Source organism: Selenomonas sp. oral taxon 136 (assembly GCF_001554015.1).
GTDB lineage: Bacteria > Bacillota > Negativicutes > Selenomonadales > Selenomonadaceae > Centipeda > Centipeda felix.
This window is the reverse complement of record NZ_CP014239.1, coordinates 1,925,899-1,952,193: the sequence shown is the minus strand read 5'-3', so window position 1 is coordinate 1,952,193 and position 26,295 is coordinate 1,925,899. Positions and strand designations below refer to the sequence as shown.

Annotated in this window: 17 protein-coding genes, 1 pseudogene and 1 riboswitch; of the genes and pseudogenes, 4 read left to right on the top strand and 14 right to left on the bottom strand. The window is 57.3% G+C overall.

The window, feature by feature from the left end:
* Nucleotide 1 precedes the first annotated feature (1 nt).
* The 6 genes from AXE86_RS09315 to AXE86_RS09290 all read right to left on the bottom strand — a co-directional run bounded on the left by AXE86_RS09315 (nt 2) and on the right by AXE86_RS09290 (nt 6,097).
* Entirely contained in the window at nt 2–1,639 is a 1,638-nt protein-coding gene (locus AXE86_RS09315; RefSeq protein WP_061946479.1) for a DUF4127 family protein, read from the bottom strand.
* Nucleotides 1,639–2,367: a hypothetical protein gene (locus AXE86_RS09310; protein ID WP_009754148.1), complete on the bottom strand. Its 729-nt coding sequence runs from the start codon at nt 2,365–2,367 to the stop codon at nt 1,639–1,641. Before AXE86_RS09310 ends, AXE86_RS09315 begins: the two co-directional genes overlap by 1 nt.
* On the bottom strand, nt 2,368–3,063 hold the full coding sequence (locus tag AXE86_RS09305) for a DUF2225 domain-containing protein (RefSeq protein ID WP_061946477.1): 696 nt from the start codon (nt 3,061–3,063) through the stop codon (nt 2,368–2,370).
* Between the two features lie 135 nt (nt 3,064–3,198).
* Entirely contained in the window at nt 3,199–4,014 is an 816-nt protein-coding gene (locus AXE86_RS09300) for an ABC transporter ATP-binding protein (RefSeq protein ID WP_061946475.1), read from the bottom strand.
* 11 nt (nt 4,015–4,025) lie between these two features.
* Complete coding sequence (locus tag AXE86_RS09295; RefSeq protein ID WP_061946473.1) at nt 4,026–5,039, bottom strand: FecCD family ABC transporter permease; 1,014 nt, start codon at nt 5,037–5,039, stop codon at nt 4,026–4,028.
* Complete coding sequence (locus tag AXE86_RS09290; RefSeq protein ID WP_232294871.1) at nt 5,036–6,097, bottom strand: ABC transporter substrate-binding protein; 1,062 nt, start codon at nt 6,095–6,097, stop codon at nt 5,036–5,038. The genes AXE86_RS09295 and AXE86_RS09290 overlap by 4 nt, the downstream gene beginning before the upstream one ends.
* 79 nt (nt 6,098–6,176) lie before the next feature.
* On the opposite strand from AXE86_RS09290, the gene AXE86_RS09285 reads away from it, so the two are divergent.
* Nucleotides 6,177–6,962, top strand: a complete 786-nt coding sequence (locus AXE86_RS09285) for a Rossmann-like domain-containing protein (protein WP_061946469.1) — start codon at nt 6,177–6,179, stop codon at nt 6,960–6,962.
* A gap of 81 nt (nt 6,963–7,043) precedes the next feature.
* On the opposite strand, the gene AXE86_RS09280 is transcribed toward AXE86_RS09285, so the two are convergent.
* The 7 genes from AXE86_RS09280 to AXE86_RS09250 all read right to left on the bottom strand — a co-directional run bounded on the left by AXE86_RS09280 (nt 7,044) and on the right by AXE86_RS09250 (nt 21,806).
* A complete protein-coding gene (locus AXE86_RS09280; protein WP_061946467.1) occupies nt 7,044–9,056 on the bottom strand; it encodes a TonB-dependent receptor in 2,013 nt (670 codons plus the stop codon).
* Nucleotides 9,057–9,144: 88 nt separating this feature from the next.
* Nucleotides 9,145–9,294, bottom strand: a riboswitch (molybdenum cofactor riboswitch).
* A gap of 63 nt (nt 9,295–9,357) precedes the next feature.
* Entirely contained in the window at nt 9,358–12,807 is a 3,450-nt protein-coding gene (malQ, locus tag AXE86_RS09275) for a 4-alpha-glucanotransferase (RefSeq protein WP_061946465.1), read from the bottom strand.
* Between the two features lie 117 nt (nt 12,808–12,924).
* Complete coding sequence (gene glgA / locus AXE86_RS09270) at nt 12,925–14,370, bottom strand: glycogen synthase GlgA (RefSeq protein ID WP_061946463.1); 1,446 nt, start codon at nt 14,368–14,370, stop codon at nt 12,925–12,927.
* Nucleotides 14,371–14,459: 89 nt separating this feature from the next.
* A complete protein-coding gene (gene glgB / locus AXE86_RS09265) occupies nt 14,460–16,907 on the bottom strand; it encodes a 1,4-alpha-glucan branching protein GlgB (RefSeq protein ID WP_061946461.1) in 2,448 nt (815 codons plus the stop codon).
* Between the two features lie 32 nt (nt 16,908–16,939).
* Entirely contained in the window at nt 16,940–19,384 is a 2,445-nt protein-coding gene (locus AXE86_RS09260) for a glycogen/starch/alpha-glucan phosphorylase (protein WP_232294948.1), read from the bottom strand.
* A gap of 134 nt (nt 19,385–19,518) precedes the next feature.
* Entirely contained in the window at nt 19,519–20,625 is a 1,107-nt protein-coding gene (gene glgD / locus AXE86_RS09255; protein WP_061946457.1) for a glucose-1-phosphate adenylyltransferase subunit GlgD, read from the bottom strand.
* A 26-nt stretch (nt 20,626–20,651) separates the two neighbouring features.
* On the bottom strand, nt 20,652–21,806 hold the full coding sequence (locus AXE86_RS09250) for a glucose-1-phosphate adenylyltransferase (RefSeq protein ID WP_061946455.1): 1,155 nt from the start codon (nt 21,804–21,806) through the stop codon (nt 20,652–20,654).
* 478 nt (nt 21,807–22,284) lie between these two features.
* On the opposite strand from AXE86_RS09250, the pseudogene AXE86_RS09245 reads away from it, so the two are divergent.
* A pseudogene (locus AXE86_RS09245) lies at nt 22,285–23,356 on the top strand (IS30 family transposase).
* 141 nt (nt 23,357–23,497) lie between these two features.
* Nucleotides 23,498–23,764 carry a 30S ribosomal protein S20 gene (rpsT, locus tag AXE86_RS09240; RefSeq protein ID WP_040572641.1) on the top strand — a complete coding sequence of 89 codons (267 nt, stop codon included), beginning with the start codon at nt 23,498–23,500 and terminating at the stop codon, nt 23,762–23,764.
* Between the two features lie 48 nt (nt 23,765–23,812).
* Here the strand turns inward: rpsT and AXE86_RS09235 are convergent, their stop codons facing one another.
* Nucleotides 23,813–24,976 (bottom strand): MFS transporter, encoded by a 1,164-nt coding sequence (locus AXE86_RS09235; RefSeq protein WP_198145258.1) that lies wholly within the window; start codon nt 24,974–24,976, stop codon nt 23,813–23,815.
* Nucleotides 24,977–25,111: 135 nt separating this feature from the next.
* On the opposite strand from AXE86_RS09235, the gene AXE86_RS09230 reads away from it, so the two are divergent.
* Nucleotides 25,112–26,290 carry an MFS transporter gene (locus AXE86_RS09230; RefSeq protein WP_061946449.1) on the top strand — a complete coding sequence of 393 codons (1,179 nt, stop codon included), beginning with the start codon at nt 25,112–25,114 and terminating at the stop codon, nt 26,288–26,290.
* Nucleotides 26,291–26,295 lie beyond the last annotated feature (5 nt).

The window sequence follows — 26,295 nt, the reverse complement described above, 5'->3', positions numbered from 1 at the left end:
ATTATTTCCTTCCTTCCAAATAATCATGGGCAAAGCCCTGCTGCTCGGGCTGAATGTCCGCCTCAAACATACGGTTCCACGGGAATGTCACGACGACACTGTTCATCTCCGCCATGGGCGGCAGATTGTTCTCGATGAAGCGGTTCATCATGCGCGTGGAGCGCACGGAGACGGCATCCATCTTTGAGCCGAGACTGCCGTAGAATCCGTCACCGCGCAGCCACGTGAGCTGCCGTGCAATCGTATTGCGCACATTCGCCTGATACGCCCAGTCGTCGAGGTAGCGCGTCGTCAGCAGCTGGTCGACGGCGTCCGCATTCATGTGACGGACGAGCATCCCCTCGCCGAGCGCATAGCCCGAGCTGTTCGTCGGGGTGTTCCACCCTGCGTAGGCACGAATCTTGTAGAGCAGACCGCGCCGCTGCAGCTCCGCCATGAGCGCGTTGTCCGCGCCGTTGGCAAAGGCAACGTCGGCAATCGAGACGGGATAGCCTCGTGCCACATAGTCCGACACGATATCGGCAAAATACGCCGTCCCCTCGCGCAGCGTTCCGTCATTGACGGGCATATTCGCCTCGTAGGTGCGCCCGTCGGGGTTCGTATTCACCGTGAGGACGACATCCGCCTTCTCCGGCGCGCGCACATTCATCCCACCGGCGGCGAGAATCGCATCGTTGATCGAAGTGTCGATCTTCTCATCCGAGTACGCAGGCACAGTGTCCGCGCCGCGTCCCCAGTTGTAGCGGACGAAGACAAACGGCACCTCATGACGCTGCTCGTTCACTGCGCGCGTCAGCATGAGGAGGGCGATCTCGTCGATGCCTGCCATCGTCTGAAACCGAGTCTTGCCGAGCTCTGCGCCTACTGCCGCGAGATGCCGGCTCTCAAGATGGGTCTGGGAGAACGGCGCATTATCATCACGCCCGAGCGCGAGGTAGTGGAACGTCCCATTCTTGCGCATGAGATTGATGAGGAACTCGTTGACCGCATAGTTCTTCTCGCGTCGTCCCATCCAGTCCGTGAGGGCTTCCTTCGGGATGAGGCGCGTGAGGAACTCATACTCCTTGCGCTCACGGCGCGAGAGCCCCTCGACCTCCTCCTTGTCACGCAGGAGGGTGTAGCGGAAGATATCCGCCCCGTAGCGGCGGTAGTACTCCGGCTCCTCATGTCCCGATGCCTCGCCCGTACGCGGCGTGCGCATGATCGAGCCAAAGACGTAGAGCGGCACCTTGGGATTCGCACGGTGCAGCTCCGTAAAGCGCGACGCGCGTGCGAGGATCTGTGCACGCGACTCGTTGTGCTTGCGCGAGCCGACGAGGCTGCCGTAGACCATCGCATCCGAGGAGATAACCGCTGCCTTGACACCGGGCTGTGCGATATTCTCGTGCACCCATGTCCAGAGCTGATCGGGATGTCCCAGATCCTCACGGCTGCCGAGCAGCTCGGTCGGCGGAACGACGACCTCGTAGCCTGCCTTGGTTACGACATCCGCCGTCTGCGTACTCGAGATCGGGCGGCTGTCATGCGGGATGAAGATGATCTTCTCCGTCACGGGTTCCGCCTTTGCCGCGTCCGCCGCCTGCGGCTGGATCCATACGGTGAGCATCGCGATACAGAGCAGCTGAATCAATCGCCTCATCAATGTCCGTCTCCTTCTCCTGTGCTGCTTTGCAGCGCAGCCGATTTTTCCTTCAAAATTGCGCGCAGCGCATCCTTCACATCGTCGGGCACGTTCAGATGTGTATCAAACATGATGCCGCCTTCCTTCACCGTCGCGCCCTCGATCTCCACCATGCTCAGCAGCGAATGCCCGCGGAACTCTGTCGTGCCGAGACGCGACGCCGCGAGGACATCGTGAAAGTCCACCGTGACATTGTTTCCCTTGATATCCACGGGGATGCGATCTGACACATCGAGCCGTCCGACCATGCGCTCGACCATCGACAGCGACAGCCGTGAAAAGAGCCATGAGACGAGTCCGTGATTGGGCAGTTTCTTCTTGTCCACATGGTAGACTGCATAGGACTTCTCCCCCGTATGGACAAACTCCTTGATCGTTCCCGAGAGCTCGATCCGCTTGTATTTCTTATCGGTCGTGCAGACGATGCCGAGATGTCCATCCTCATGCGAGGTGAGCTCTACGGAGCGGATCGTGCTGTCCGTACCGAGGTTATGCGCTATCGCCTCGTTCAGCACCGCGTCGCGGACGAAGAGATGCCCGTCCGCGATCTCGCTGATCGTCTCGCGATCCCACGTATCGCGCAGCACTGTGAGCACGGGACCATAGTCCGCCACTGCGGCACGGACACTTCCCCAGTCGATGCGCTGTACCTGCTCCACCCACTGCGGAGGAATATCAATCGCCATTTAGTTTTCCTTCTCCGCTTCTGCTTTCTTCTCGCGCAGATCCAGCCAGAGATTCTGCGCACGCTCAAAGAGCTTCGCATCGGATTTTCTCAGTTCCTGATCGCCCATGAGGCGTGAGAGCATCTGTGTCGCCTTCTCAAAGTCGCCGATGCGGTAGTACGCCGCCCCCGCAATATACATCGCCATGTTGTCGGTCATGCCGTTGATGGGATAGTGCTCTTTCATGACGGACTTCTCATATAGCTCGGCGGCACGGCGCAGGGACTCCTCCTCCTTCTCGTGCTCCTCTGTATCGCGGTAGACCCATGCCATACCCATGCGGTAGCCTGCCTGCTTCTGCAGCGGCCAGCCCAGCTGTTCAGCAAAGTAAAGTCCAAGCTTATAGGCGCGGATCGCCTCATCCGCCGTGCGCTCCTCCGTATATGGAAGGTTGATCTTTCGTCCCGCGAGCAGATCCTTGATCTTTGCCTTATCATGTGGGTTAATCGCGCCCTCGGCGAACTGCTTTTCATCCGCCGCAAAGCCGCAGTGCTCGCACAGCCAGACACGATAGAGGTACGGGTTAATGTCCTTGTAGTGAACGCAGAAATCCTCATCCGTGCTGAGCGTGATGAGGCGCGCCTTCATCTTTGTCACGTGCGTCTTTTCCCCACAGACCGGACAAACTTTCTCCACGGTGTACGTGTACTCTGCCATGATTGCTTCCTCCCCTGAAAACAGTGATTGCTTCCTCTCTAGGATACCATAAAATGCAGAAAAAAGAAAGAAAGGGCAGCGGCACGAAGACCATGTCGGTCACATGCCGCTGCCCCTGAGGGATCACTAGTATGATCAACGATTCCCTCGACCCGCACAGTGCTCCGTCGATCCCATGGGCGGGAGCGGGACACAGGTGCGTGTTTCGGGAATGTTCTCATAGCCGACAATCTTTGCCGTGACCCCGTACAGTCTTTCAAGGCGCTCCTCCGTGATCACATTGTTTGTCCGCCCGACAAAGAACACGCCATCCCGCCCCATGACCGCCGTGTGGTCGGCACAGTAGAAGGCATGACTCGGCGCGTGTGTCGTCATCATCACTGTGATGCCCGCTGCGCCGAGAGCACGGATACGGTTCATCACGAGCACCTGATTGCCAAAGTCGAGACTCGCTGTCGGCTCATCCATGCACAGGAGCTGTGGCTGCTGTGCGATGGCACGCGCGAGGAGGACGATCTGACGCTCACCGCCGCTGATCTTCGTGTAGATCTTTTGGGCAAGATGTCCGATGCCGAGCATCTCGATCGCATCGTCTGCAATCCTGCGATCCTTTTTCCCCGGAATGCCGAAACTGCTGATGTGGGCAGCCCGCCCCATCACGACGACATCGTGCACGGTGAAGGGAAACGGCGGCGTATGCATCTGCGGGACATACGCGATCCGCCGCGCACGCTCCTCCACCGTCCATGCGGAGATGTTCTCGCCCGACAGGAGAATCTCTCCTGCCATCGGTGGCAAAAGGCCGAGGATGGTCTTAAAGAGCGTCGTCTTGCCGACACCGTTCGGACCGAGGAGACAGAGCGTCTCTCCGCGTGCGACGGAGAAGGAGATGTCCTGAAAAATCGCCTTTTCCCCATAGCCGCAGGACACGGATTTCAGTTCGAGTAACATCGCATCCCTCCTCAGTCCCAGCTATGATGATATTTGATCAGCAGATAGAGAAAGAACGGCACGCCAAAGAGTGAGGTGAGGATCCCGAGCGGGATCTCCATCGTCCACAGCGTCCGTGCGAGGTTATCCGAGGCGAGCAGGAACAGTCCGCCCATCAGTGCCGAGCCCGGCAGGAGAAAGCGAAAATCGGGTCCAACGATAAACCGCACGAGATGCGGTACGACAAACCCGACGAGCCCGATGATCCCCGAGATCGACACCGCTGCCGCTGTCATGAGCGTCGCACAGATGATCACCGTCAGGCGGAGCCGCTCGACGGGAATGCCGAGTGACTTCGCCTCCTCATCGCCGAACGAGAGCAGGTTGATCTTCCACCGCAGGAAATAAAGCGGCAGGAACGCCGCTGCCATCAGGAGGAGCGGCAGGATGAGATTGTCGCGTGTGATCGACGCGAGGCTCCCCATCAGCCAGTAGACAATGACGGGCAGCTTGTCATAGGGGTCGGCGACGTATTTGATCATCGAGAGCAGCGACGTGAAGAGTGTGCTCACGATGATGCCCGAGAGGATGATCGCGAGCGTCGTGTTCCCGCCGCGGCAGAATTTCACCCCGACCACATAGGTGATTGCTACGGCGAGCAGTCCGCCGCCAAACGTCGTAAGGTGCACGACAAGGACGGGCAGGCTCAGCAGAATGGCAATCGCCGCGCCGAACGCCGCGCCTGCCGAGACCCCGAGGATGGTCGGCGAGACCATTGGGTTGCGGAACATGACCTGATATGCCGCCCCCGAGACAGAGAGCGCCGCCCCGACGAGAACCGCGCCGACAATGCGCGGCAGTCGCAGCTCCATCACGACCTGAGCACCGCCGTGCACCGTCGGCGCGAGCCCCAGCCAACCTAGGCACGCCGCGAACACATCGGAGGCACGGACGGCGTAACGCCCGAGGAGAAAGGACACGCAGATGAGCGCGACGAGCAGGAGCAGCAGGACGGTGAGCTTATACTGCGGTGAAATGCGGCTCATGGTACGACACGATCCTGTGCCAGCAGTGCATCGCACTCGGCGTCACTGAGGTCATAGTGATAGAACAGATGATAGTACATCTTCATCTCCTCATGCAGATTGATGCCGGACTCCTGTGGATAGAGACGCGCAGCGAGCCACGACAGTCCCATAAAGCGGTTGACCGAGGGCGGCCGCCCCATCCAGTCGTAGGGTTTTGCCGGCACGCGCAGGACGCGTTTTTCCTGAACGGCGCGCATCTCCCGCCACGGAAGCATCGTAAGATCCGGCTCCGACTCCGCGCCGAGAATCAGCACATCGGGGTTCCACGTGAGCACCTGCTCCATCGACACCTGTGTCATTGCGCCCTCAGCAGGCGTGGGGACAACAGCAACATTGTCCGCGAGCAGATCAAGAACCTGCGCATGGAACGAACCGTACGCGACCGCCATGTTCCCGAGCGGTCCGCCGAGATAGAGTACGCGGGGCTTGTCTTTTATCTTCTCAGCGAGCTCTGCACTGCGCGCATACGTTTTCTGACAGTAGTCGGCAATGGCATTCCCCTCTGCCTCGCGGCCGAGGATTTTGCCGAGCGTACGGTACGCCTCATCAGTATTGTCGAGACGCGCCTCGATAAAGATCACGGGGATGCCGAGCAACTCCTGAATCTGATCCATATCCTCAACGATGGTCGACTTCTTCTCGCCGATGTCGATGATGATCTGCGGATTGACTGAGAGCACAGCCTCCTTGTTAAAATTCTTCATCCCGTAGAACTGGCCGAGGACGGGCAGGTCACGATACTGATCTCCCACAAAGGGGAGGACGGTGTCCTTCCACTGCCCCGAGACACCGACGAGCCTATCGGGGGCAATCGCAAAGAGTGCCATCTGCGCGAGCCCGCCCGACGGGGCGATGCGGTCAATTTTCTTTGGAATCTCAACCGTGCGCCCCGCCGAGTCCGTGAACGCGTATGTATCTGCAACCGGTGCACTCTCCTCCTTTGCCTCCTGTCCGCAGCCGACGAGCAGGACGAGGAGCAGGAGCAGTAGGGCGAGCAGCATATTTCTTTTCTTCATCAGCATCTCCTTTCGCATTGAAACCTCCGCATCCCTGTGCTATCCTATGAACACAGAGACATCGAATGGAGGTATTTTTTTGAACTATTGGAATCTGTACGATGAGATCATCAACGGTCTGCCTGACGATATCTACATCGAGGACTACGCCGTCAGCCGTCCGTGGACATTCGTGCGCGCGGGCGATCTGGTCGGCGTCTGCATGACGATCCCCGCCTACAGCCGCCCGCGCCTGCGCAAGGAGAGCTTTCTCGGCTGCTCCCTGCGCGAGGCGGGCGAATACGTCCGCTCGTGGCAGGGGCAGGAGGCAGCCATCGCCGCCGCTGCCATCAACGCCTACTACAATCAGCCGTCAAAGGTGGCGGCGATGCAAGGATTTCACGGTGACGACGCATCTGCTGCGACACCGGAGGAGCGCAAGAAGCTCGAGGCGTTCACCCTCTATACGGAGCAGATTCGCGGGAAGAAGGTCGCCGTCATCGGACACTTCCCGAACTTTCAAAAGAGATGGGAGTCCATCTGCGACCTCTCCATCCTCGAGATGCAGCCTGAGTGGGGCGACTACCCCGCCGAGGCGGCAGAGTTCCTCCTGCCGCAGCAGGACTACGTCTTTATGACGGGGGCGACGTTCGCGAACAAGACCATGCCGCGCCTGTTGGAGCTCTCAGCGAACGCTGTGACCGTCATCGTCGGCCCGTCCGTGCCGATGCACCCATGCCTCTTTGACTACGGAGCAGACGGGCTTTCGGGGTTCACCGTGACAGATGCCGCACTCGCTGCCGACCTCGTCCACTTCGGCTATGAGACCGACATCGCATGCTGCGGGAAAATGGCGGACGTTCTGCCGCATTCGGGCGGACGATAAACAGACCGATCAGCGATCCCAAACAACACAACAGAGTTGCCGTACGCTATCCGTATGGCAACTCTGTTTTTCATTGAACAATCAGAAGGTCATATCCATGCCAAGCAGGAAGTTCGTTCCATCGGCAGGGCTTCCCCAGCTATACTGGTAATCCGTGTCAAAGAGATTATTGACGCGCAGGAATACACCCATATCCGCGATAGGCTCATAGCGCAGATCAAGATCCGCTGCAAAGTATCCGGCACTAGTCGGTCTGCCGAGCGTATCCAGACGTGCACGCATCGCACGTCCAAGGAGCGTCGAGCGCAGCTTTCCCTCGCGGTAGGTTACACCAAAGTTGAACATCTGCGTCGGGAGTCCCGAAGCAATCGTTGTCTTCTCCTTGCTCTCATCCTCGGCACGAATCCACGAATAGTTGGCAAATCCCGAGAACTTCGGGCTGAATGTCTGCCGGTAGGCAAGTTCCAGTCCACGGATATGGGTCTTATCGACATTTCCTAAGACACGATCATTCCCAAAAGTCACAAAAGTAAGGCGATCCCTCACCTCTGTACGGAAATAGGAAACATCGAGGTCAGATTTTGGACTAAATTTATGCTTCCAGCCAAGTTCATAGCTGCTGTTGCGCTCCGGCTTTGGAACGGGATAACCATTACGGATATTGCCTGCCGCATCTTTGGAACCGACGAACACATGCGAGCGCCCTGCCGAGAAACGAACCGTATCGCGTTTCGTTGCATCATGTGTGATGTTAAAGACGGGGTCTGTCGCATGTGCATAGGAGCTTGTCTTCGGCGTCGATTTATTGTCCATATAATCCTGCCTTACCCCCTCATAGCGAACGCCAAGTGTCAGGCGCGTCCTGCTGCTCGGGCTCCATGCATTCTCAACATAGAAGCTTTTACGTGCATCATTGCCATCACGGCGGTAGGAGGTATTGTTTTCATCCGTATTCCAACTGAGCTTTATATACTTCGCACCAAAACTCAGTACGTTTCTGCTGTTATACGCAACAGATGCGTTCGCCTCGACGCCGTTGCCGCGCGAGAACCATCCACTGCGATACCACTGCGGTGCCCCATGCGTAAAGAACGGAAGAGAACCGCCCTCCGTCGCGAGCAGATTACGCACCCAAAGATTGTTCTCATCGATCATGTGGTAATACTTAACATCATACTGCCATATATCATTCGGTCTGCTTTCATACCGCAGGGCAATATTGGATTGACGGAACCCCTTAAAGTGCCAATCCGTCGCATTGTTATTCTTTACATGATTAGTGGTTATATGATTTCCTGCCTGCACCGACCATCTGGGTCCACGTGGCGCAACATACTGGCCTGTCGCTGGATCAACAGACTCCGGAACTTCTCTGTCCATATCGGAGTAGTAGCCGTTCAATGTCAATGAGGATTTATTGCTCGTCTTGAACCGAATCTTGCCGTCAAAATATAGTTTCTTATCTGTCTGATTCTCCAGATAGCCTGCAGAATAATGCCTTGACAGATTGACGGCATAACTGATGTTCTTATCGCTGCCGCTGTAGCCGAGCTTCGTGTCGAAGGTGTGATTCGAGCCGCCCGCAACACTCACACGGAACTTTCCGGGCCCCCTGCCGTCCTTCGTCGTAACGAGGATGACGCCGCCCTTATAGTCCGTGCCGTACTGCACCGGTCCCGGTCCTTTGATGATCTCAACCTTCGCGATGCTGTCTGCGGAGATGGTCGAGAGATCGGATGCGGCATTCGATACAATACCGTTGAGTGGGAATGCGGGAATGCCGTCGATATAGACCTTTGTCTGGTCAGAACTTGCACCGCGGACGCGCACCATCTTGCTGTCCTTTGACGCAGGTGCCATATAGATCCCCGGTACCTGCGAGAGGATGTCGGAGAGGTCGCGGTAGCCGCGCTCCTTGATCTCCTGCTCCGTGATTGTGTTCGTCGTCACGAGATACTTGTCGACGCCGTCCGCGTCGACATTGACCGTATCCGTCGTGTAGTCCGCATCCGCTGCATACGCATGCGGGAGGAAGACAAATCCTGCCGCGACCGCCGCGGCAAATACCGCTGAATGTTTTCTGCTGTGCTTCATGAATACCTCTCCTATTCCTGCACAAAAAAAGACTGTTCCCCGTACTGACCGCACGAAAAACAGTCTCTGCAAGAACACACTCAGAGTCATCCTGTTTCATCGTTCTCCTTTTCAATACGGGAAGGTCGCCGCATTTCTGCGACGGCCCTGTGAACAGACACACAGCCATGTATCTGCTCAGGCGCAATACCATAGGCATAAGCCCTTAGGATATTTTTGCTCGGAAAACGTATGTAATTTTCTGTTTAATTCTACTAAAATTCTTTTATCCTGTCAATCCATTTCTAACAGTCCCCTATTCTCACCGCCGATAGCGCACGCAGAGTGCCTTGAACTTCTGCGGGTCGATCTCGAGGAGGTAGTCCTTCTTGAGACACCAGCGCCAGTTGAGCCCGACGGTGCCCGGGGTGTTCATGCGTGCGCGCTCGTCGAGCCCGAGGATGTCCTGCATGGGGATGATCGCCATGCGGGCACGTGAGGCATACGCCGCCTTGATGAGACGCTGACAGATGGTCCGCGGGCGGTCGGAAGTCGTCCCCACGAGGTTGGCGAGCGATTCGCGCAGCACCTCGTCGATGTCGCGGCTGTACCAGCCGACGGTGGTGTTGTTGTCGTGCGTCCCTGTGTAGACGATGCTGTTCTCGGGCGCGGTGAAGCCGATGCGCCCCGAGCTGCTGCCTGCGATGAGGAACTGGACGATCCGCATCCCGGGGAAGCCGCAGTCGTCACGCAGGCGCTCCACGTCGGGCGTGATGATGCCGAGATCCTCCGCAACGACGTTGAGTTTGCCGAGGTCGCTCTCGATCGCGTCGAAGAATGCCTTGCCGGGGCCCTTGAGCCACGTGCCGTTAAGCGCGGTCTCCGCCTTGCCGTCCACCGACCAATAGGACTCGAATCCGCGGAAGTGGTCGATGCGGATGATGTCCACCTGCTCGCGCAGTTTACGGAAACGGCGTTTCCACCATGCGTACTTCTCCGCCGCCATGGCGTCCCAGTTGTACTGCGGGTTCCCCCACAGCTGCCCGTTCACGGCAAAGTAGTCGGGCGGTACGCCCGCGACGGTGTGCGGCGTGCCGTCCTCGTTCAGGTCAAAGAGGTGCTGATGCGCCCAGACGTCCGCGCTGTCCTGCGCGATAAAGATCGGCATATCGCCGAGAATCTCGATTCCCTTCGCGCGTGCGTAGTCGTGCAGGCGGTTCCACTGTGTATGGAAGACGTACTGCTTGAAGTAGTCAAGCTCCATCGCATCGCGCTGCCGCTCACGGAGCGAGCGGAGTGCGTCAGGGTCACGGCGTTTGATCGCTGCATCCCACTCCGTCCACGCCGCGCCGCCGTACTCCTTCTTCGCCGCGTGAAAGAGCGCATAGTCCTCAAGCCAGTATGCTTCCTTCTCACAGAACGCACGGTAATCCGCATCTGCCGCCCCCTGTGCGCGGAAGGCGCGGAATGCCTTTTCCAGAATCTCCTTCTTGAACGTGCGTACGCGATCAAAGTTGATGAAGCCCGAGTTCGCCTCGTATGGCAGGAAAAGGTCTTTCTCCTTCAGCCAGCCGCGCGCAGCCAGTGGCTCGGGGTCGATGAGCATAAAGTTCCCCGCAAAGGCGGAGATGGACTGATAGGGGGAGTAGCTGCTTCCGACGGGGCTGAGCGGGAGGATCTGCCAAACCTTTTGCCCCGCATCTGCAAGGAAGTCAACAAAGCGGTACGCCTCCTTGCCGAAGTCGCCCACACCGTACTTCGAGGGCAGGGAGGTCGGATGCAGGAGGATGCCCGCCTTGCGCTCGTATCTCTGCTCCTCCTGTCGCTCGCGCAGGAGCAGTCCGAAGAGCGGTGGGATGCGGACGCGCAGATGTCCGCGCTCGACCTCGTAGGTGCGCGAGGGCTTAAAGACGTCCTCAAACACACCGCAGGCAAAGTCGCTCACGTCGAGATCGACGGTCAGCGTCTCCGTCCGGCTGCGGTTGAACGCCACGACAAAGATGCCGGGCTCCTTCTCCTCATTGAACACGTCGTAGCCCGAACGGATCGTGCGCGCGTAGGCGATGACGTCGCCCGCCCCGTAGATAGGCAGGATGTCGCCCGTGCGCAGTGCATCGTTCCCGTTGCGCACAGCAATGAAGCGTGTTACCCAGTCACGGATCTCGAGATTGCCATGCTCCCAGTCGTAGGGGCGGCGATTGAACGGATCCTTGAACCCCTGCATCCCGATCTCGTCGCCGTAGTAGACACTCGGCACGCCGGGATAGGTCATCTGCCAGAGCGTCGCCATGATGAGGCGGCGGATACCGAGCATCGCCTGATCGAGCGTCATGCGCACGCGCGACTGCTCGATTGCGGGCATGCCCTCGTAGTATGGGACATCACCGAGGATGGTGATGGCACGCTGCACGTCATGACTGCTGATGAGGTTCATCATGGCGTAGAGATTTTCCTTCGGGTAGTTTTCGATCTGGCTCGCCATGCGCCGCACCGTCAGCGCACCGTCTGCCGCCCCCGTCAGGAAGTCCAGCATTGTACTGCGCAGCGGGTAGTTCATCGCCGAGTCCATCTCGTTACCCGAGAGATACTCGCGCGGCGTGCCGTAGGCGACCTTGTTCGACGCGTCCTCCCAGACCTCACCGATCATGACCGCATCGGGGCTGCGCTTCTTGAGCTCGGCAAAGAAGGTCTTGGAGAAGGTCGGCGGCAGCTCGTCGATGACGTCCAGACGCCAGCCTGCGATCCCCTCGTTCATCCAGTGATGGAGGACGCTGTCCTCCCCTGTGATGATGAAGTCCATGTAGGACGGATCCGTCTCGTTGACGTTCGGCAGGGTGTCAAAATTCCACCAGCAGTCATACTCATTCGGGAAATTGCGAAAACGATACCACGAGTAGTACGGCGATTCCTTCGACTGATATGCGCCAATCGAATCATACTGCTTCCGTCGATTGAAGTAGATGCTGTTGCTCCCCGTATGGCTGAATACGCCGTCGAGGATGATGCGGATGCCGCGCTCGCGTGCTGCCGCGACGAGACGGCGGAAATCCTCGATATCGCCCAGCATGGGATCGATGCGATGATAATCACCCGTATCGTAGTGATGATTGCTCTCGGACTCAAACACGGGGTTGAAGTAGATGCACGAGATGCCAAGTTTTTCGAGGTAGTCGAGTTTTTCCATAACCCCGCGCAGATTCCCGCCGAAGAAGTCATAGGCGATGATTTCCTTCGTGTCGGGATCCTTGAGATACATCGGGTCGTCCGTCCAGTCCGTGCGGATGACAGCGCCCTTCTTGCGCACGATGGTATCCCCCGCACGCGCAAAGCGGTCGGGGAAGATCTGATACATGACACTGTTCTTGAACCAGTCCGGCGTGTGCGCTCCGCGATTGTAGATCGTCACCTGATAGGAGGGGGGCTGCTCGCGATAGAGCGCGCCGACGCCGCCAAGCATCTCCGCGTTGTTCCCGTAGAAATACGTGCCGCTCTCCATCGTGATGATGAAGTAGTACCAGAGAAGGCATCCATGATCCGGCAGCTCGATCCACGCAGTGTAGAACCGCTGTGCGGCATTCGCATCATGCGGCACGAGCGTGACGAGCTGCTCCCCCGCCTGATCTTGCCAAAGGCGCAGGAGTACCTGCCGCACCGGCTCATCCGTGCGGAGCTGCAGGCCAAGACGCATCCGGCTCCCCGCCTCTGCCGCGCCGACGATGGAGCGGAAGTAGATGTTCTGCGAATTATGTTCTACCTGATAGGATTCCAGCATAGTGCCTCTCCTTTCCTATCGTTTATACACAGAAACCACCGGCGAATCGTTCATTATCGTTCAAACGAATTCACCAGCGGTTTTGTGGAAAAGCTCTTACAAATAAGCTAAAATCTGTTATTTCTTTTTCTGAAGGCGCTCATAGAGCTGCTTGTACTCCCCTGCCGAACGCGTCCAGCTATAGTCGCTCTTCATCGCCGTATAGACGAGCTGACGCCACTCACGCAGGTTCTCGTAGACGGCAAGCGCGCGTTTCACCGCGTACATCATCTCATGCGCATTGTACTCGTAGAAGAGGAAGCCGTTGCCCTTGTCAGGGTCGGAACGGTCGAACTGGACGACGGTGTCCTTCAGACCGCCCGTCTCACGCACGACAGGGATCGAGCCATAGCGCATGGCGATGAGCTGTCCGAGCCCGCACGGCTCGAAGGTTGACGGCATAAGGAAGATGTTCGAGCCAGCATAGATACGCTGTGCCAGCTGATTCGAGAAGCGAATATTGACCGATGCCTTCGTCGGATGCCGCCACGCAAGCTCCTTAAACCACTCCTCATAGTCGTGTTCGCCCGTCCCGAGCAGGACGAACTGCATATTCTCGTGCTCGAGCATCTCGTCGATGATGCGCGTGATGAGATCGATGCCCTTGTTCGGCACAAGTCGCGTGATCATCGCCACGAGCGGCGTGCGGCGTGACTCGGTAAGTCCGAGCTCTCGCTGCAGGCGTACCTTGTTGTCGACCTTGCCCTCGGCGGCGCTCTTCACATCGTAGTTGACGTAGATCTCCTTGTCCGTCTTCGGGTCGTAGATCGTGTTGTTGATGCCGTTGACAATCCCGAAGAGATCCTTCCTCCGCTGGCGCAGGAGTCCGTCGAGATGCTCGCCGTAGTACTCGTACTGGATCTCCTCGGCGTAGGTCTTGCTGACGGTTGAGATATAGTCGGTATAGATGAGCCCTGCTTTCATGAAATTCACAGCATCGTAGAACTCAAAGTCCCCATTGTTGAAGTACTTCCAGTCAAGCCCGAGCACATCTGACATGACATTTTTCGGGAAGATGCCCTGATACCGCAGATTGTGGATGGTAAAGAGCGTCTTGATCTTCGTATAGCGCGGATCATCCGGATGCTCCAGCTTGAGGAGGACGGGGATGAGCGCCGTGTGCCAGTCGTTGGCGTGGATGATGTCAGGCTGAAAGTCCAATGCGGGAATGCAGTTGAGCACAGCGCGGCTGAAGAAGGAGAACCGCTCCGCATCGTCAGGGTAGCCATAATAACCCTCGCGGTTAAAGTACTCCTCGTTGTCCACGAAGTAGTAGGTCACGCCTTCGTACTCGTAGGAGTCAATGCCGACAAATTTCTCACGCCATGCGACATGGAGTGTGCCGTCATAGATATGCTTCATTTTACTGCGGATTGCGGGGTCGATCGACCCGTACTTCGGCAGGATGACGCGGCAGTCCACGCCCGCCTTGACGAGGGCAGCAGGAAGCGATCCTGCCACATCAGCGAGTCCGCCGGTCTTTACAAAGGGTACTGCTTCCGATGCTGCGTATAGTACCTTCATCCCAATATCCTCCTTCTCATGTGGTCGGTGCCGGAATCATCCGACCGTTTCTTCTATTCCCGCCTGTGTTCGGTGCAGAGGTATGCAGGTTATACCTTAGCGGCGCGTGCCTTCTTGGGCGCGGACTCCGTATCCTGCACTGTCTTGCGCGCGGTCTTTTTAGCGGCGGTCATGCCCGTTTTCTTCTTGACCGTTTCGGTGTCCTTCACCGCCGTTTTTACGCCGCGTGCGGATGCGGTCTTCTTCACGGTCTGCACCGCGTCCTCATCCTTCTTCGCCGCCGTACGCTTTGTTGCGGTGCACTTCTTAGGCGCAGCCGCGGTCTCCGCCGTAGCAGTTGCCGTCTTGGCGGCAGGCGTGCGTTTCTTCGGGGTCTCCGCCGCAGCGTCGGAGGCAACACTCTTCGTCGCGCGCTTCTTCGTCGCGGCAGATGTGGTCTTCGTCGCCGTGCGCCGCTTCGGTGCTGCCTTTGCCTCAGCCTCAGAGGCGTCCTTCTTGGCGGCAGCTTTTTTCGGCGCGGCCTTCTTCACGGCCACCTTTTTCTTGTCCACCGTCTCCGTGCCACGTCCGCCGGCACGCCGACGCTCGGCAACGACATCGGTCTTGACCGTCTCACTGATCGGCGTTCCTGCCCCGCTCTGCCCCTTCAGACGATAGAACACCGTCGCAAGAGGTGGAACAGTGATGACGATGGACTGGTCGCGCCCGTGGAACGGATAGTCCTCGCTGGCGATATCGCCCGCATTGACAACGCCGCTCCCACCAAACTCCTCCAGATCGGAGTTGAACACCTCGACGTAGGTGCCCTTCGTCGGCACACCGATGCGGTAGCCGTGGCGCACCTCAGGGGTAAAGTTATGGACGCAGACGAGGAAATCGCTGCGCTCCTCGGCGCGCCGCACAAGGGCGACGACGCTGTTCTCATTGTCGTTGCAGTCGATCCACTGGAAACCGTTCCAGTCGAAATCGACCTGCCAGAGTGCCTTGTTATCGACGTAGAATTTGTTCAGTGCTTTGGAGTATGCGAGCATCTTCGTGTGCATCGGGTACTGCTCGACAAGATGCCAGTCAAGGCTGTCGTCGAAGTTCCACTCGATGAACTGCCCGTACTCACCGCCCATGAAGAGCAGCTTCTTGCCGGGATGTGCCATCCAGTAGCCGAAGAAGCCGCGCAGCCCCGCGAATTTCTGCCAGTAGTCGCCCGGCATTTTGCTGATGAGCGAGCACTTGCCGTGCACGACCTCATCATGCGAGAGCGGCAGGACGAAGTTCTCGGAAAATGCGTACATGAGCGAGAAGGTGAGTTTGTCCTGATTCCACTTACGGTAGATCGGGTCGAGGCTCACGTAGTCGAGCATGTCGTTCATCCAGCCCATGTTCCACTTGTAGTTGAACCCCATGCCGCCCATGTAGACGGGCTTGGAGATCAGCGGCCACGAGGTGGACTCCTCGGCGATCATGAGTGCCTGCGGATGATACTTGAAGATCGTCTCGTTGAGTTTCTTCAGGAACTCCATTGCCTCGAGGTTGCCCGTGTCGCCGTATTTGTTCGGCTGCCACTCGCCATCCTTGCGCCCGTAGTTGAGGTAGAGCATATTCGCGACCGCGTCGATGCGCAGGCCGTCGATGTGGAACTCCTCGAACCAGAACAGCGCGTTCGAGATGAGGAAGCTCTGCACCTCCGTGCGCCCGTAGTCAAAGTTGGTCGTGCCCCACTCCCAGTTTTCCGCGCGCTGCTCATTGTCGGACTCGTAGAGATTCTTTCCGTCGAAATGGCGCAGTCCCTGCTCATCCTTGCAGAAATGCCCCGGCACCCAGTCCATGATGATGCCGATGCCATTCGCATGGGCGGTATCGACGAGGTAGCGGAAATCGTCAGGCGTGCCGTAGCGGCTCGTCACAGCGAAGTAGCCCGTCGCCTGATACCCCCATGACCCATCGTAAGGGTGCTCGCAGAGCGGCATGAACTCGATGTGGGTATAGTGCATCTCTTTGACATAGCTGATGAGCTGATCCGCCATATCGCGGTAGGAGAGATACTCACTGTCCAGTGTGCGCCGCCACGAGCCCGCGTGCACCTCGTACGTGAGCATGGGGCGCTCGTAGGAGGACTCGTGTGCCTTCTTTTCCTGCCACGCTGCGTCCTTCCACTCATAGTGGTTCATGTCATAGGTGCGGGATGCGGTCTGCGGTTTTTTCTCCGCATAGAACCCGTAGGGATCCGCCTTCATAATGCGCGGTCCGCCCCACTGCGGCTCGATGGCGTACTTGTAGATCTCGCCCTCGCCGAGTCCCTCGACGAAGGTCTCCCAGATCTCACCGTCTCTGATCCGCTGCATGGGCTGCGCATTGGCGTCCCAGTCGTTGAATCCGCCGACAACACTGACGGACTTTGCATTCGGCGCCCACACGGTAAAACGGACGCCGCGTTTGCCGTCCCGTTCGATGAAGTGCGCGCCTAGCATTTCCTGTGCGTGATAATTCGTCCCCTGATGAAAGAGATAAAGATCAAACTCACTGAGTGCCGACGTCTTCATAAAACCCCTCCTATTTGCCCCCGAATACGCTGTTAGGAGATGATCAAAGGCTTGATGTCCCAGATATCCCGTGCGTATTCGTCAATCGTGCGGTCAGACGAGAAGCGGCCGGAGTACGCGACGTTCATCGCCGCCGTACGCGCCCAGCTCTCCTTGTCAAGGAACCGCTTCATCACCTCAACGCGTGCTTCATCGTACGCATTGAAGTCCTTCAAGATAAAGAATTCATCGTTCGCGTGCAGGAGATAATCATACAGCGAACGGAAATCTCCATAGGTGCCGTCGATGAGCTGCCCCAGCACATTGCGCACCTTTTCATTGGTATTGTACTCATCCCACGCCGAGTAGGTCCCATTCGCGTAGTAGTCCATGACCTCCTCGGCGCGCAGCCCGAAGATGACGCAGTGCTCATCGCCGACTGCTTCACGGATCTCGACATTCGCACCGTCCAGCGTACCGAGCGTAATGGCACCATTCATCATGAACTTCATGTTGCCCGTGCCCGATGCCTCCTTCGAGGCGGTCGAGATCTGCTCGCTGACATCCGCCGCAGGATAGACCAGTTCGCCGATGGAGACGCCAAAGTTCTCGATGAAGATCACCTTCATCATGTCATTGACCGAACGATCTTTATTGATGCGGTCAGCAACGGCATTGATGAGGCGGATCGTCTCCTTCGCGATGTAGTAGCCCGGTGCTGCCTTGCCTCCGAAGAAGTAGGTCACAGGCAATGTGAGATAGTTCTTGTCCTGCTTTGCACGCTGGTAGCGATACATGATGTGCAGGATGTTCATCAGCTGCCGCTTGTAGGAGTGGATACGCTTCACCTGGATGTCAAACATGGAGTCCGGGTTCAGACGCACGCCGTTGTGCGCCTCGATGTAGCGTGCCAGCCCCTCGCGGCGCAGGCGTTTGATCTCCATCAAACGCTTGCGGAAATGCGCATCCTCGACGAAGGGATGCAGCCCGTCCATCTGCTCCGGGAAGCGGTGCCATGCACGTGAGCCGAGCGACTCGTCGATCAGCGCAGTCAGCTCCGGGTTCGCCCCCATGAGCCAGCGTCGGTGTGTGATGCCGTTTGTCTTGTTGTTGAACTTGCGCGGTGTGTACTCGTAGAAGTCATGCAGTGTCGTCGACTTGAGAATCTCCGTATGGATCTTCGCCACGCCGTTGACACTGTGCCCGCCAACAATGGAGAGCCGCGCCATGTGCACAACGCCGTCCTGGATGATGGAGAGGGCACGTACCTTCTCCTCGTCGCCCGGATAGCGTCGGCGCACCTCCTCGAGGTGGCGGCGGTTGATCTCGTCGATGATCATGTAGATGCGCGGGAGCAGCGGACGGAACATATCGACGTTCCACGTTTCAAGGGCCTCCGGCATGATCGTATGATTCGTATAGGCGATGGTATCGCGCGTGATCGCCCATGCATCCTCCCATGTCAGCTGTTCTTCGTCAACCAGCACGCGCATCAGCTCCGCCACGCAGAGTGCCGGATGCGTATCATTGATGTGGATGCCGATCTTCCTGCCGAAATCGTAGATGCTCATGCCCGTCTTCTTGTAGTGACGGACGATGCTCTGCACACCTGCCGAGACAAAGAAGTACTCCTGAATAAGACGCATCCGCCGCCCCTCAAACGTACTGTCATCGGGATAGAGGTAGCGCGTGATCGACTCGACAAAGTCACGGTACTGATTGCGCTGCTGAATCTGCTCCTGGGTCAGCGTCCCGTAGTCGGAGAAGTCGCGGTTGACCTCGGCGTTCCACATGCGCAGCGTGTTCACCGTCGCATCGTGGTAGCCGACGATCGGCATATCGTACGGAACCGCCATGACAATCATCGGATCCTCATGGACAAGCTCCAGCTTGCCGTCTACCTCACGCATGTAGGCATTTCCGTAGAACTTCACATCGACGGACTTGTCGGGTTTGCGGTACTCCCATGCAAAGCCGTCGCGCAGCCAGTTGTCGGGCAGCTCGACCTGATTGCCGCCGACAATCTTCTGCTCAAAGAGCCCGTACTGATAACGGATGGTGCATCCATGCCCCGGCAGACGGTGTGCGGCGAGCGAGTCGATAAAGCACGCGGCGAGGCGTCCGAGTCCGCCGTTGCCGAGCCCTGCATCCGGCTCCTCCTCGTAGGCATCCGAGAGCTTCAGATCGAACTCCTGCAGGACTTCCTTCATCGCCTCCTCAATGCCGAGATTGATGAGATTGGCGCGCAGGAGACGGCCGAGCAGAAACTCAATGGAAAAATAGTAGATCTGCTTGACGCGCTTCTGCGTATACTGCCGATTCGTCTTGATCCAGTTGTCCGAGATGGACTGCTTCGCCGTCGCCGCAATCGTCTTGTAGATTTCGGCTTCGGTCAGCTCATCGAGATCCCGCCCAAAGAGAACGTGTGCCGTTGTGATAAAGCGGCTCTTCAGGATCTTCTTCATCGTTTCGTAAGACTTCCCTGCGGGTCTTACCATCTTTTCCTTATGCGCCAAAACGTCCACTCCTTTTCCAAAGCCCCGAGAGTTCCCTTATTCCGCTTCCTGCCGGCGGCAGGCATCCCTAAAAGCAAACCAGAAGCCGCAAGCGGCTTCTGACAAGTCCTATACGTCTATATCGTCGCATTTTTGCGTATCACGAGCGGGTATTCCATGGCTCCCTTCAACCACTTGTCCGCCGTGATGACGACATTCTTATCGCAGATGACGTTCTCGACGAGCGCGCCATTCTGGATGTCGCATTTCTGCATGATGATCGAGTTGCGGATCTTCACCCCGCGCCCGACGGTCACACCGCGAAACAGGATGCTGTTCTCCACCTCGCCGCGTATGATGCAGCCGTTTGCGATGAGAGAGTTCTCCACCTTCGCCGTGTCCTTGTACTGGACGGGGACGCCGTCCTTGACCTTCGTATAGATCGGGCGCTCGCCCATGAAGAGCTCCTCCCAGACCGACGGGTCAAGGATCTCCATGTTTGCACGATAGTACGTAGACATCGAGTCCACATGCGCCATATAGCCGTCGTGCGCATAGGCAAACATCGTGTAGTTCGCAGCGCGGCGGATGATGCCGTCGAGCAGGAACCTCTGCCCGCCATGCTCGTAGGCATAGCGGACGCACTCGACGAAGACATCCTTCTCCATCAGGTAGACACCCATGGAAACCTTCATCCCCTCGTAGGCGACGGGCTTTTCAGTGATATCGAGAATGAGCCCGTTCTCCGCCGTCTCAAGGACCACATTGCTGCCCGTGTTCTCATCCTCAGTCGTATGCGAGACGAGTGTGATGTCCGCGCCCGTGTTCTGATGGAAGCGCAGCACCTCGTCAAAGTCTACATTGTAGACGAAACTGCCGTTTGCGAGCAGAATATAGTCTGCCGAAGCATGCTCGATAAAGTCGAGGTTATGATAGAAATTCTTGAGATCGCCCTTGCGCTGCTGCGTATCATCAGGCACTGCAGGAAGGTAGAAGAGCCCATCGTGGCGGCGTGCCAGATCCCAATCCTTGCCGGAACGCAGATGATCGAGGACAGAGCGCGGCTCATCGGGGAGCATCACGCCCACCTTGTGTATGCCGGAATTGACCATGCTCGACAGGGCAAAGTCAATCAGGCGATATCGTCCGGCAAAGGGAATGGATTCCACCGCACGGCGGTCGGCAAGCTCACGAATCAGCGAGCCGTCCTCCTGCAGATTGATCAATCCCATGATAGTATTCATCGTTTCACCTTTCCATTCCCCGCAGTTCAGCCGACCTGTTGTTCACTCTCGGCAGCTGTCACCGTCTCCCCCTCGGGGATCACGGCGATCTGTGACTGCTCACCAGCGACCTGTGCACCTGCGTCGACCGTGACGTTCTGTGCCAGGATGGCGTAGTCCACCACAGCATCCGCACCGACGCGCGCCGAGGGCAGGAGAACGGAGTTGCGTACCACGGCCCCCTTGGCAACGCGTACACCCGGGAAGATCACAGAGTTCTCGACGGTTCCGAGGATCATCGAGCCCTCACTGATCATCGAGCGCACGATCCGTGCTTCCTTGCCGACGAACTGGGGCGGCATCGACGGATTGAACGAGTAGATGCGCCACTTGCCCGACAGCTCAAACGGAGGCTCGTCCTGCAGGAGATCCATGTTCGCCTGCCAGAGGCTCTCAATCGTACCGACATCCTTCCAGTAGCCGTTGAATGCGTACGAATACAGGCGTCCGCCATCCGTCAGCATCTTTGGAATGATGTCCTTGCCAAAGTCGTGGCTGGATGTCTCGCTCTTCGCATCCGCCGTGAGATATTTCTCCAAATAGTCACGGTTGAAGACATAGATGCCCATCGACGCAAGATTGCTCTTCGGTTTCGCGGGCTTTTCCTCGAACTCGATAATGCGCCCGGTCTCGTCCGTGTTCATGATACCGAAGCGCGGCGCCTCATCCCACGGTACCTCAAAGACACCGATGGTTGCCTCGGCCTTCGTCTTCTTGTGCTGCTCGAGCATCCACGCATAGTCCATTGTATAGATGTGATCGCCCGAGAGGATGAGCACGTAGTCGGGATCCGACATATCAATGAAGTTAAGGTTCTGATAGATGGCATCCGCCGTACCGCGATACCAGTCCGCACCCTTCTCGCGTGCATACGGCGGCAGGACGAAGAGCCCTCCGTCGCGCTTGTCGAGGTCCCATGCGCTGCCCGAGCCGAGGTACTGGTTCAGCTCAAGCGGACGGTACTGCGTCAGCACGCCGACGCGTTCAATGCCGGAATTCACGCAGTTGCTCAGTGGAAAATCAATAATGCGGTACTTCCCGCCAAACGGAACGGCGGGCTTTGCGACGCGCTTCGTCAGTGCGCCGAGGCGGCTGCCTTGCCCGCCTGCCAGAATCATTGCCAAGCATTCAATCTTTCTCATAGGACATTCTCCCCTCACGGATACCGGGCGGTATCCCCACCATGTATGCAATGGCTGATCGACGAAGTCTATGGTGCACTTGTTCGACACGCCATGTTTCTGCCGATTTGAAACGCATTTCAGCTTCTTTTCCACGCATTTCTTTTCGTATTCTCTCCCCCTGCTTATTGTTTCATTAGGTAGGTATTCGATACACGAAAAGAATTTTCCTGCCTTTTTCTTTCAATTTTCAAAAAAATTTTTGAAAATCTGTGATATTGTGCGTCTCTACATTATTTATCGTAGCATGATTATAATATATGGTTGTCGTAATGGCAAGCGCAGAAACAATAATAAATTGAATACAGTGCTCAGGGCGAACCTCCCTATAGCATCCCGTAAGTTGTAAAATAAATTGACGCAAAAAGTTCCATTTTGCAAACGGTTCAGTTAAACTTTTAGTCACAACACAAAAAGAAACTGAAAGTGAGACTGCAAAATGGAACAGAATCATTGTACTACAAAAACAGGGAAATGGAAACAGCTGACGGAGCGGGATCGGTACAAAATCGAAGCCTATTTCCAGGCCGGGTTGAAGCCGCAGGAAATCGCCGCGTACATTGGCTGCTCCAAGCGTACGATTGAGCGGGAGCGGCGTCTTGGAATGACAGCACAGCTCAAACCTGCGACAAAGAATATCAAGACCTGCGGAGACCTGCAGGTGCAGTGGGTGTATCTTGCCGATGCAGCACAAAGACGACACGAGGAAAACGCTGCTCGTAAAGGGCGGGGGCTGAAAATCGATAAAGACCACGCGCTTGCTCGACACATTGAACATAAGATCAAAACAGAAAAATGGTCTCCTGCGGCAGTTATCGGTGAGCTCTGTCAACGCGGCTGGAGCTATGATGTCCGCATTTGTGTCAAGCCCCTGTATAACTATATCGATCAGCAGCTGTTTCTCGAACTCACAAACGACGACCTCCTCTACAAAAAGAATCGAGACAAACAGACAGAAAACAGCAGGCACGGCGTTGCGTGGAATAACCGGGACGGGAAAAGCATCGACGAGCGCCCTGAGCCGGTGAATCGGAGAGAGGAGTTCGGATATTGGGAGATTGACTTGGTTTGTCGGTCGCAAAGGGACAAAGCCGGTAATTTTAACATTGGTCGAGCGGCAGACGAGGAAATCACTCTATGTTCTGATAAAGAACAAGAGCCCAAAAGAGGTGCTGCAAGCACTTCGTCGGTTGCAGCAGCGCGTCAAAGGAGACTTTACGCACGTATTCAAGAGTATCACGGCGGACAACGGGTCAGAGTTTTTGGATGGCGAAGGAATGAAGCGTGCCGCCAAATGCGGCGAGGTATATTACGCGCATCCGTACAGCAGCTGGGAGCGTGGAAGCAACGAAAACGGAAATCGGATGCTGCGCAGGTTTCTTCCCAAGGGAACGGACTTCAGCAAATTGAAGCCGAAGGAACTGCAGCGGATCGAAGATTGGGTTAACAACTATCCGCGCAAAATTTTCGGATATAAGTCAGCAAATGATATGTATGCTGCGATGATATAACTCGCTAAAAGTTTAACGAGACCTTGCGACAATTAAACTTGCAATTTGCCCCGCCTCCTAGTCGTCCCAAAAAAATATTGCATTTTATTTGTCCGTGTGATAGAATGACGCAGTACATTTTTCATTGAGGAGGTGAACAATTTGCCAAACATTAAGGCATCCATTCTGAGTGTAAAATCTGACGCCAAGCGCCATGCACGCAATGTTGCGGAAAAGACGCGCGTCCGCCGTGCCATCCGCAGCGTCAACGATGCTGTTGCTGCCGGCAACGCAGATGAGGCGAAAACCCTCCTCGTCGCAGCATACAAGTCCATCGACCAGGCTGCTGCAAACAACGTCTACCACAAGAACGCTGCAGCACGCAAGAAGTCACGCCTTGCCAAGAAGGTCAACGCGCTGGCACAGTAAGGATAGAAAAACGCCATTCCGTGCGAAATGGCGTTTTTTTGTATCCATTTATTTGATGCGTTTGAATACATAGAACCCGATCGCTGCCTGCAGAATACTGAGCGCAGCGAGCATGGCAAATGCCGTCTGCAGCGTCGTGAGTGAGGAGACGAATCCGATGGCGGCAGGTCCAGCGAGGATGCCGAGATATCCCATGGTGCTGACGGCGGAGACCGCCGCACTGACCGGCATGACGTTCTGCCGCCCCATTAGAGAGAAGAAGACGGGCACGATGTTCGCGCTCCCGATGCCGATGGCAAAGAAGCCGACGTAGAGCAGCGCATCTACGGGTGCAAACATGACGAGCAGAATTCCGCCGAACGCGAGCAGTGCACCACCGACGGCAACGGAAAGCGCGCCGATGCGCTGGACGACGCGGTCGCCGAGAAAACGCATCGTGAGCATCGCGGCAGAGAAAACGGAATAGCCCGTGCCCGCAAGCGCGAGATCCATGCCGCGCACGGTGGTCAGGTAGACGCCGCCCCAATCCATGACCGCTCCTTCGCTGAGGAAGGCGATGAACGCCGTCATGCCGACAAAGACGATGATGCCGCGCGGCAGTGCGAGCAGTGCGCCGCCGCCCCCACCGTACGGAATCAGATGACGTCCGAACACTACCGTCAAGAGGAGGATGAGCCCCGCCGCAATCGCCGTCGACTGAAATGGCGTGAGACCGAGCAGCCCGACCCATACGCCGTAAAGTCCCGCACCGGCGAAGCCGCCGAGGCTCCAGAAGGCGTGCATTCCGCTCATGATGCGCCGCCCAATGCCCTTTTCCACCAGTACGGCGACGATGTTGACCACGACGTCGATGCAGCCCATCACCGCACCGAAGATAAGTACGATCGGCACGGCGAGCGAAAGTGCGTCCACGCATGAGACGAGCAGAAGAGTTGCCGCAAAGAGGATCGAGGCCGTCATGACGACGCGGCGACACCCGAGCCGCATGGCGAGTGCACCCGAGAGCGGCATCGTCAGGAGAGAGCCGACCCCGATGCAGAGCAGCAGCATCCCGAGCACATCGTCCCCCACCATCAGCCGCTCGCGCAGGAGCGGGACGAGCGGCGCCCACGTCGCTGTGCCAAAGCCTCCGATGAAGAAGAAGGCACGTGCCGCGTGAACCTCGCACATCCCAATTTCTTTTTTCCTCGTATCCCCCATGATGCTCCCCATTTCGCTGCACCGTCCAAAACTCACGCCATTCTACCATAGAAATAGAAAAAAGCAAGCTGCGTTTCTGGACAGATATGGTATTGCACTGTAGGATTACAATAGATATAGTATCTCACGGATAAAGAGGATGATGGCATGAACGAACCGGCAGTAAAGGAAACACTCTGGACGCACGAATTTCTCGGCATGAGCCTCGTCAGCTTCCTCATCTATCTGACCCAATACGCAATGATCGCAGCACTCCCCATTGTCATGATGCAGGAGTACGGAGGCGGTGACGTCGAGGCAGGCCTCGCCATGACCTTCTTCCAGATCGGTACGGTCGCTGCGCGTCCCTGTGCGGGCATTCTCATCGACGCCGTCAACAAGCGGCAGCTCATGATCGTCATCAGTGTCCTGTTCTTCATCGTTATGGCACTCTTCCTCGTCGCCTCGGCGATCTCCATGCTCTACGGCCTGCGCCTCCTCCACGGCGTCATCTTTGCCGTGGCGACAACGACAGCGGCGGCACTCGCGGCGCTGATTCTCCCTCCATCGCGCAAGGGTGAGGGCATCGGCTACTTTGCTCTCTCCACCAACCTCGCGATGGTCGTCGGCCCCATGGTTGGCCTGCTCATCATGGAGCATTTTTCTAGCACGGCGCTCTTCACTGCACTCAGCATACTCGCCGCGCTCTCCATCGTGATGAGCACGATGCGTCTGCCCGATGCCGTCATTCTGCCGCAGGGTGCACGACGCCGCCTCTCCGTCCAGACGTTTATCGAGCGACGCGCGCTCGCGCCCGCCCTTATCGCGGGGATTCTCTTCTTCGCCTACGGCAGCGTGCTCACCTTTATCCCGCTCTATACGCGCAGTCTCGGGCTGTCGGCAGAGACGAGCCTCTTCTACGCCTGCTATGCGGGAGCGATTCTCGTGACACGCCCCTTCGTTGGACGCATCTTTGACCGCATGGGGCCGGACTATACGGTCTACCCCGGAGTACTTCTCTTTGCCGTGGGCATGGCGCTCCTCGGCAGCATCACGGGGCTCACGGGACTGATCGGCGCCGCCCTGCTCCTCGGCGCAGGGTTCGGCGCGGTCACGCCTGCGCTGCAGACGCTCGCCGTGCGCAGTGTCCCCGCATCGCGTGCCGGCGTCGCTACGGCGACCTACTTCTGGTCCCTCGACATCAGCGTCGGGCTTGCCGCCGCAGGGCTCGGCATCGTCGCCGTCACGTACGGCTATGCGTTCACCTACCGCATCGTGGATGTTGTCGTCATCATCGTCGCCGCACTCTGCTACACCATCTGGCGGCGCATGGAGAAAAAGGAATAGGGATC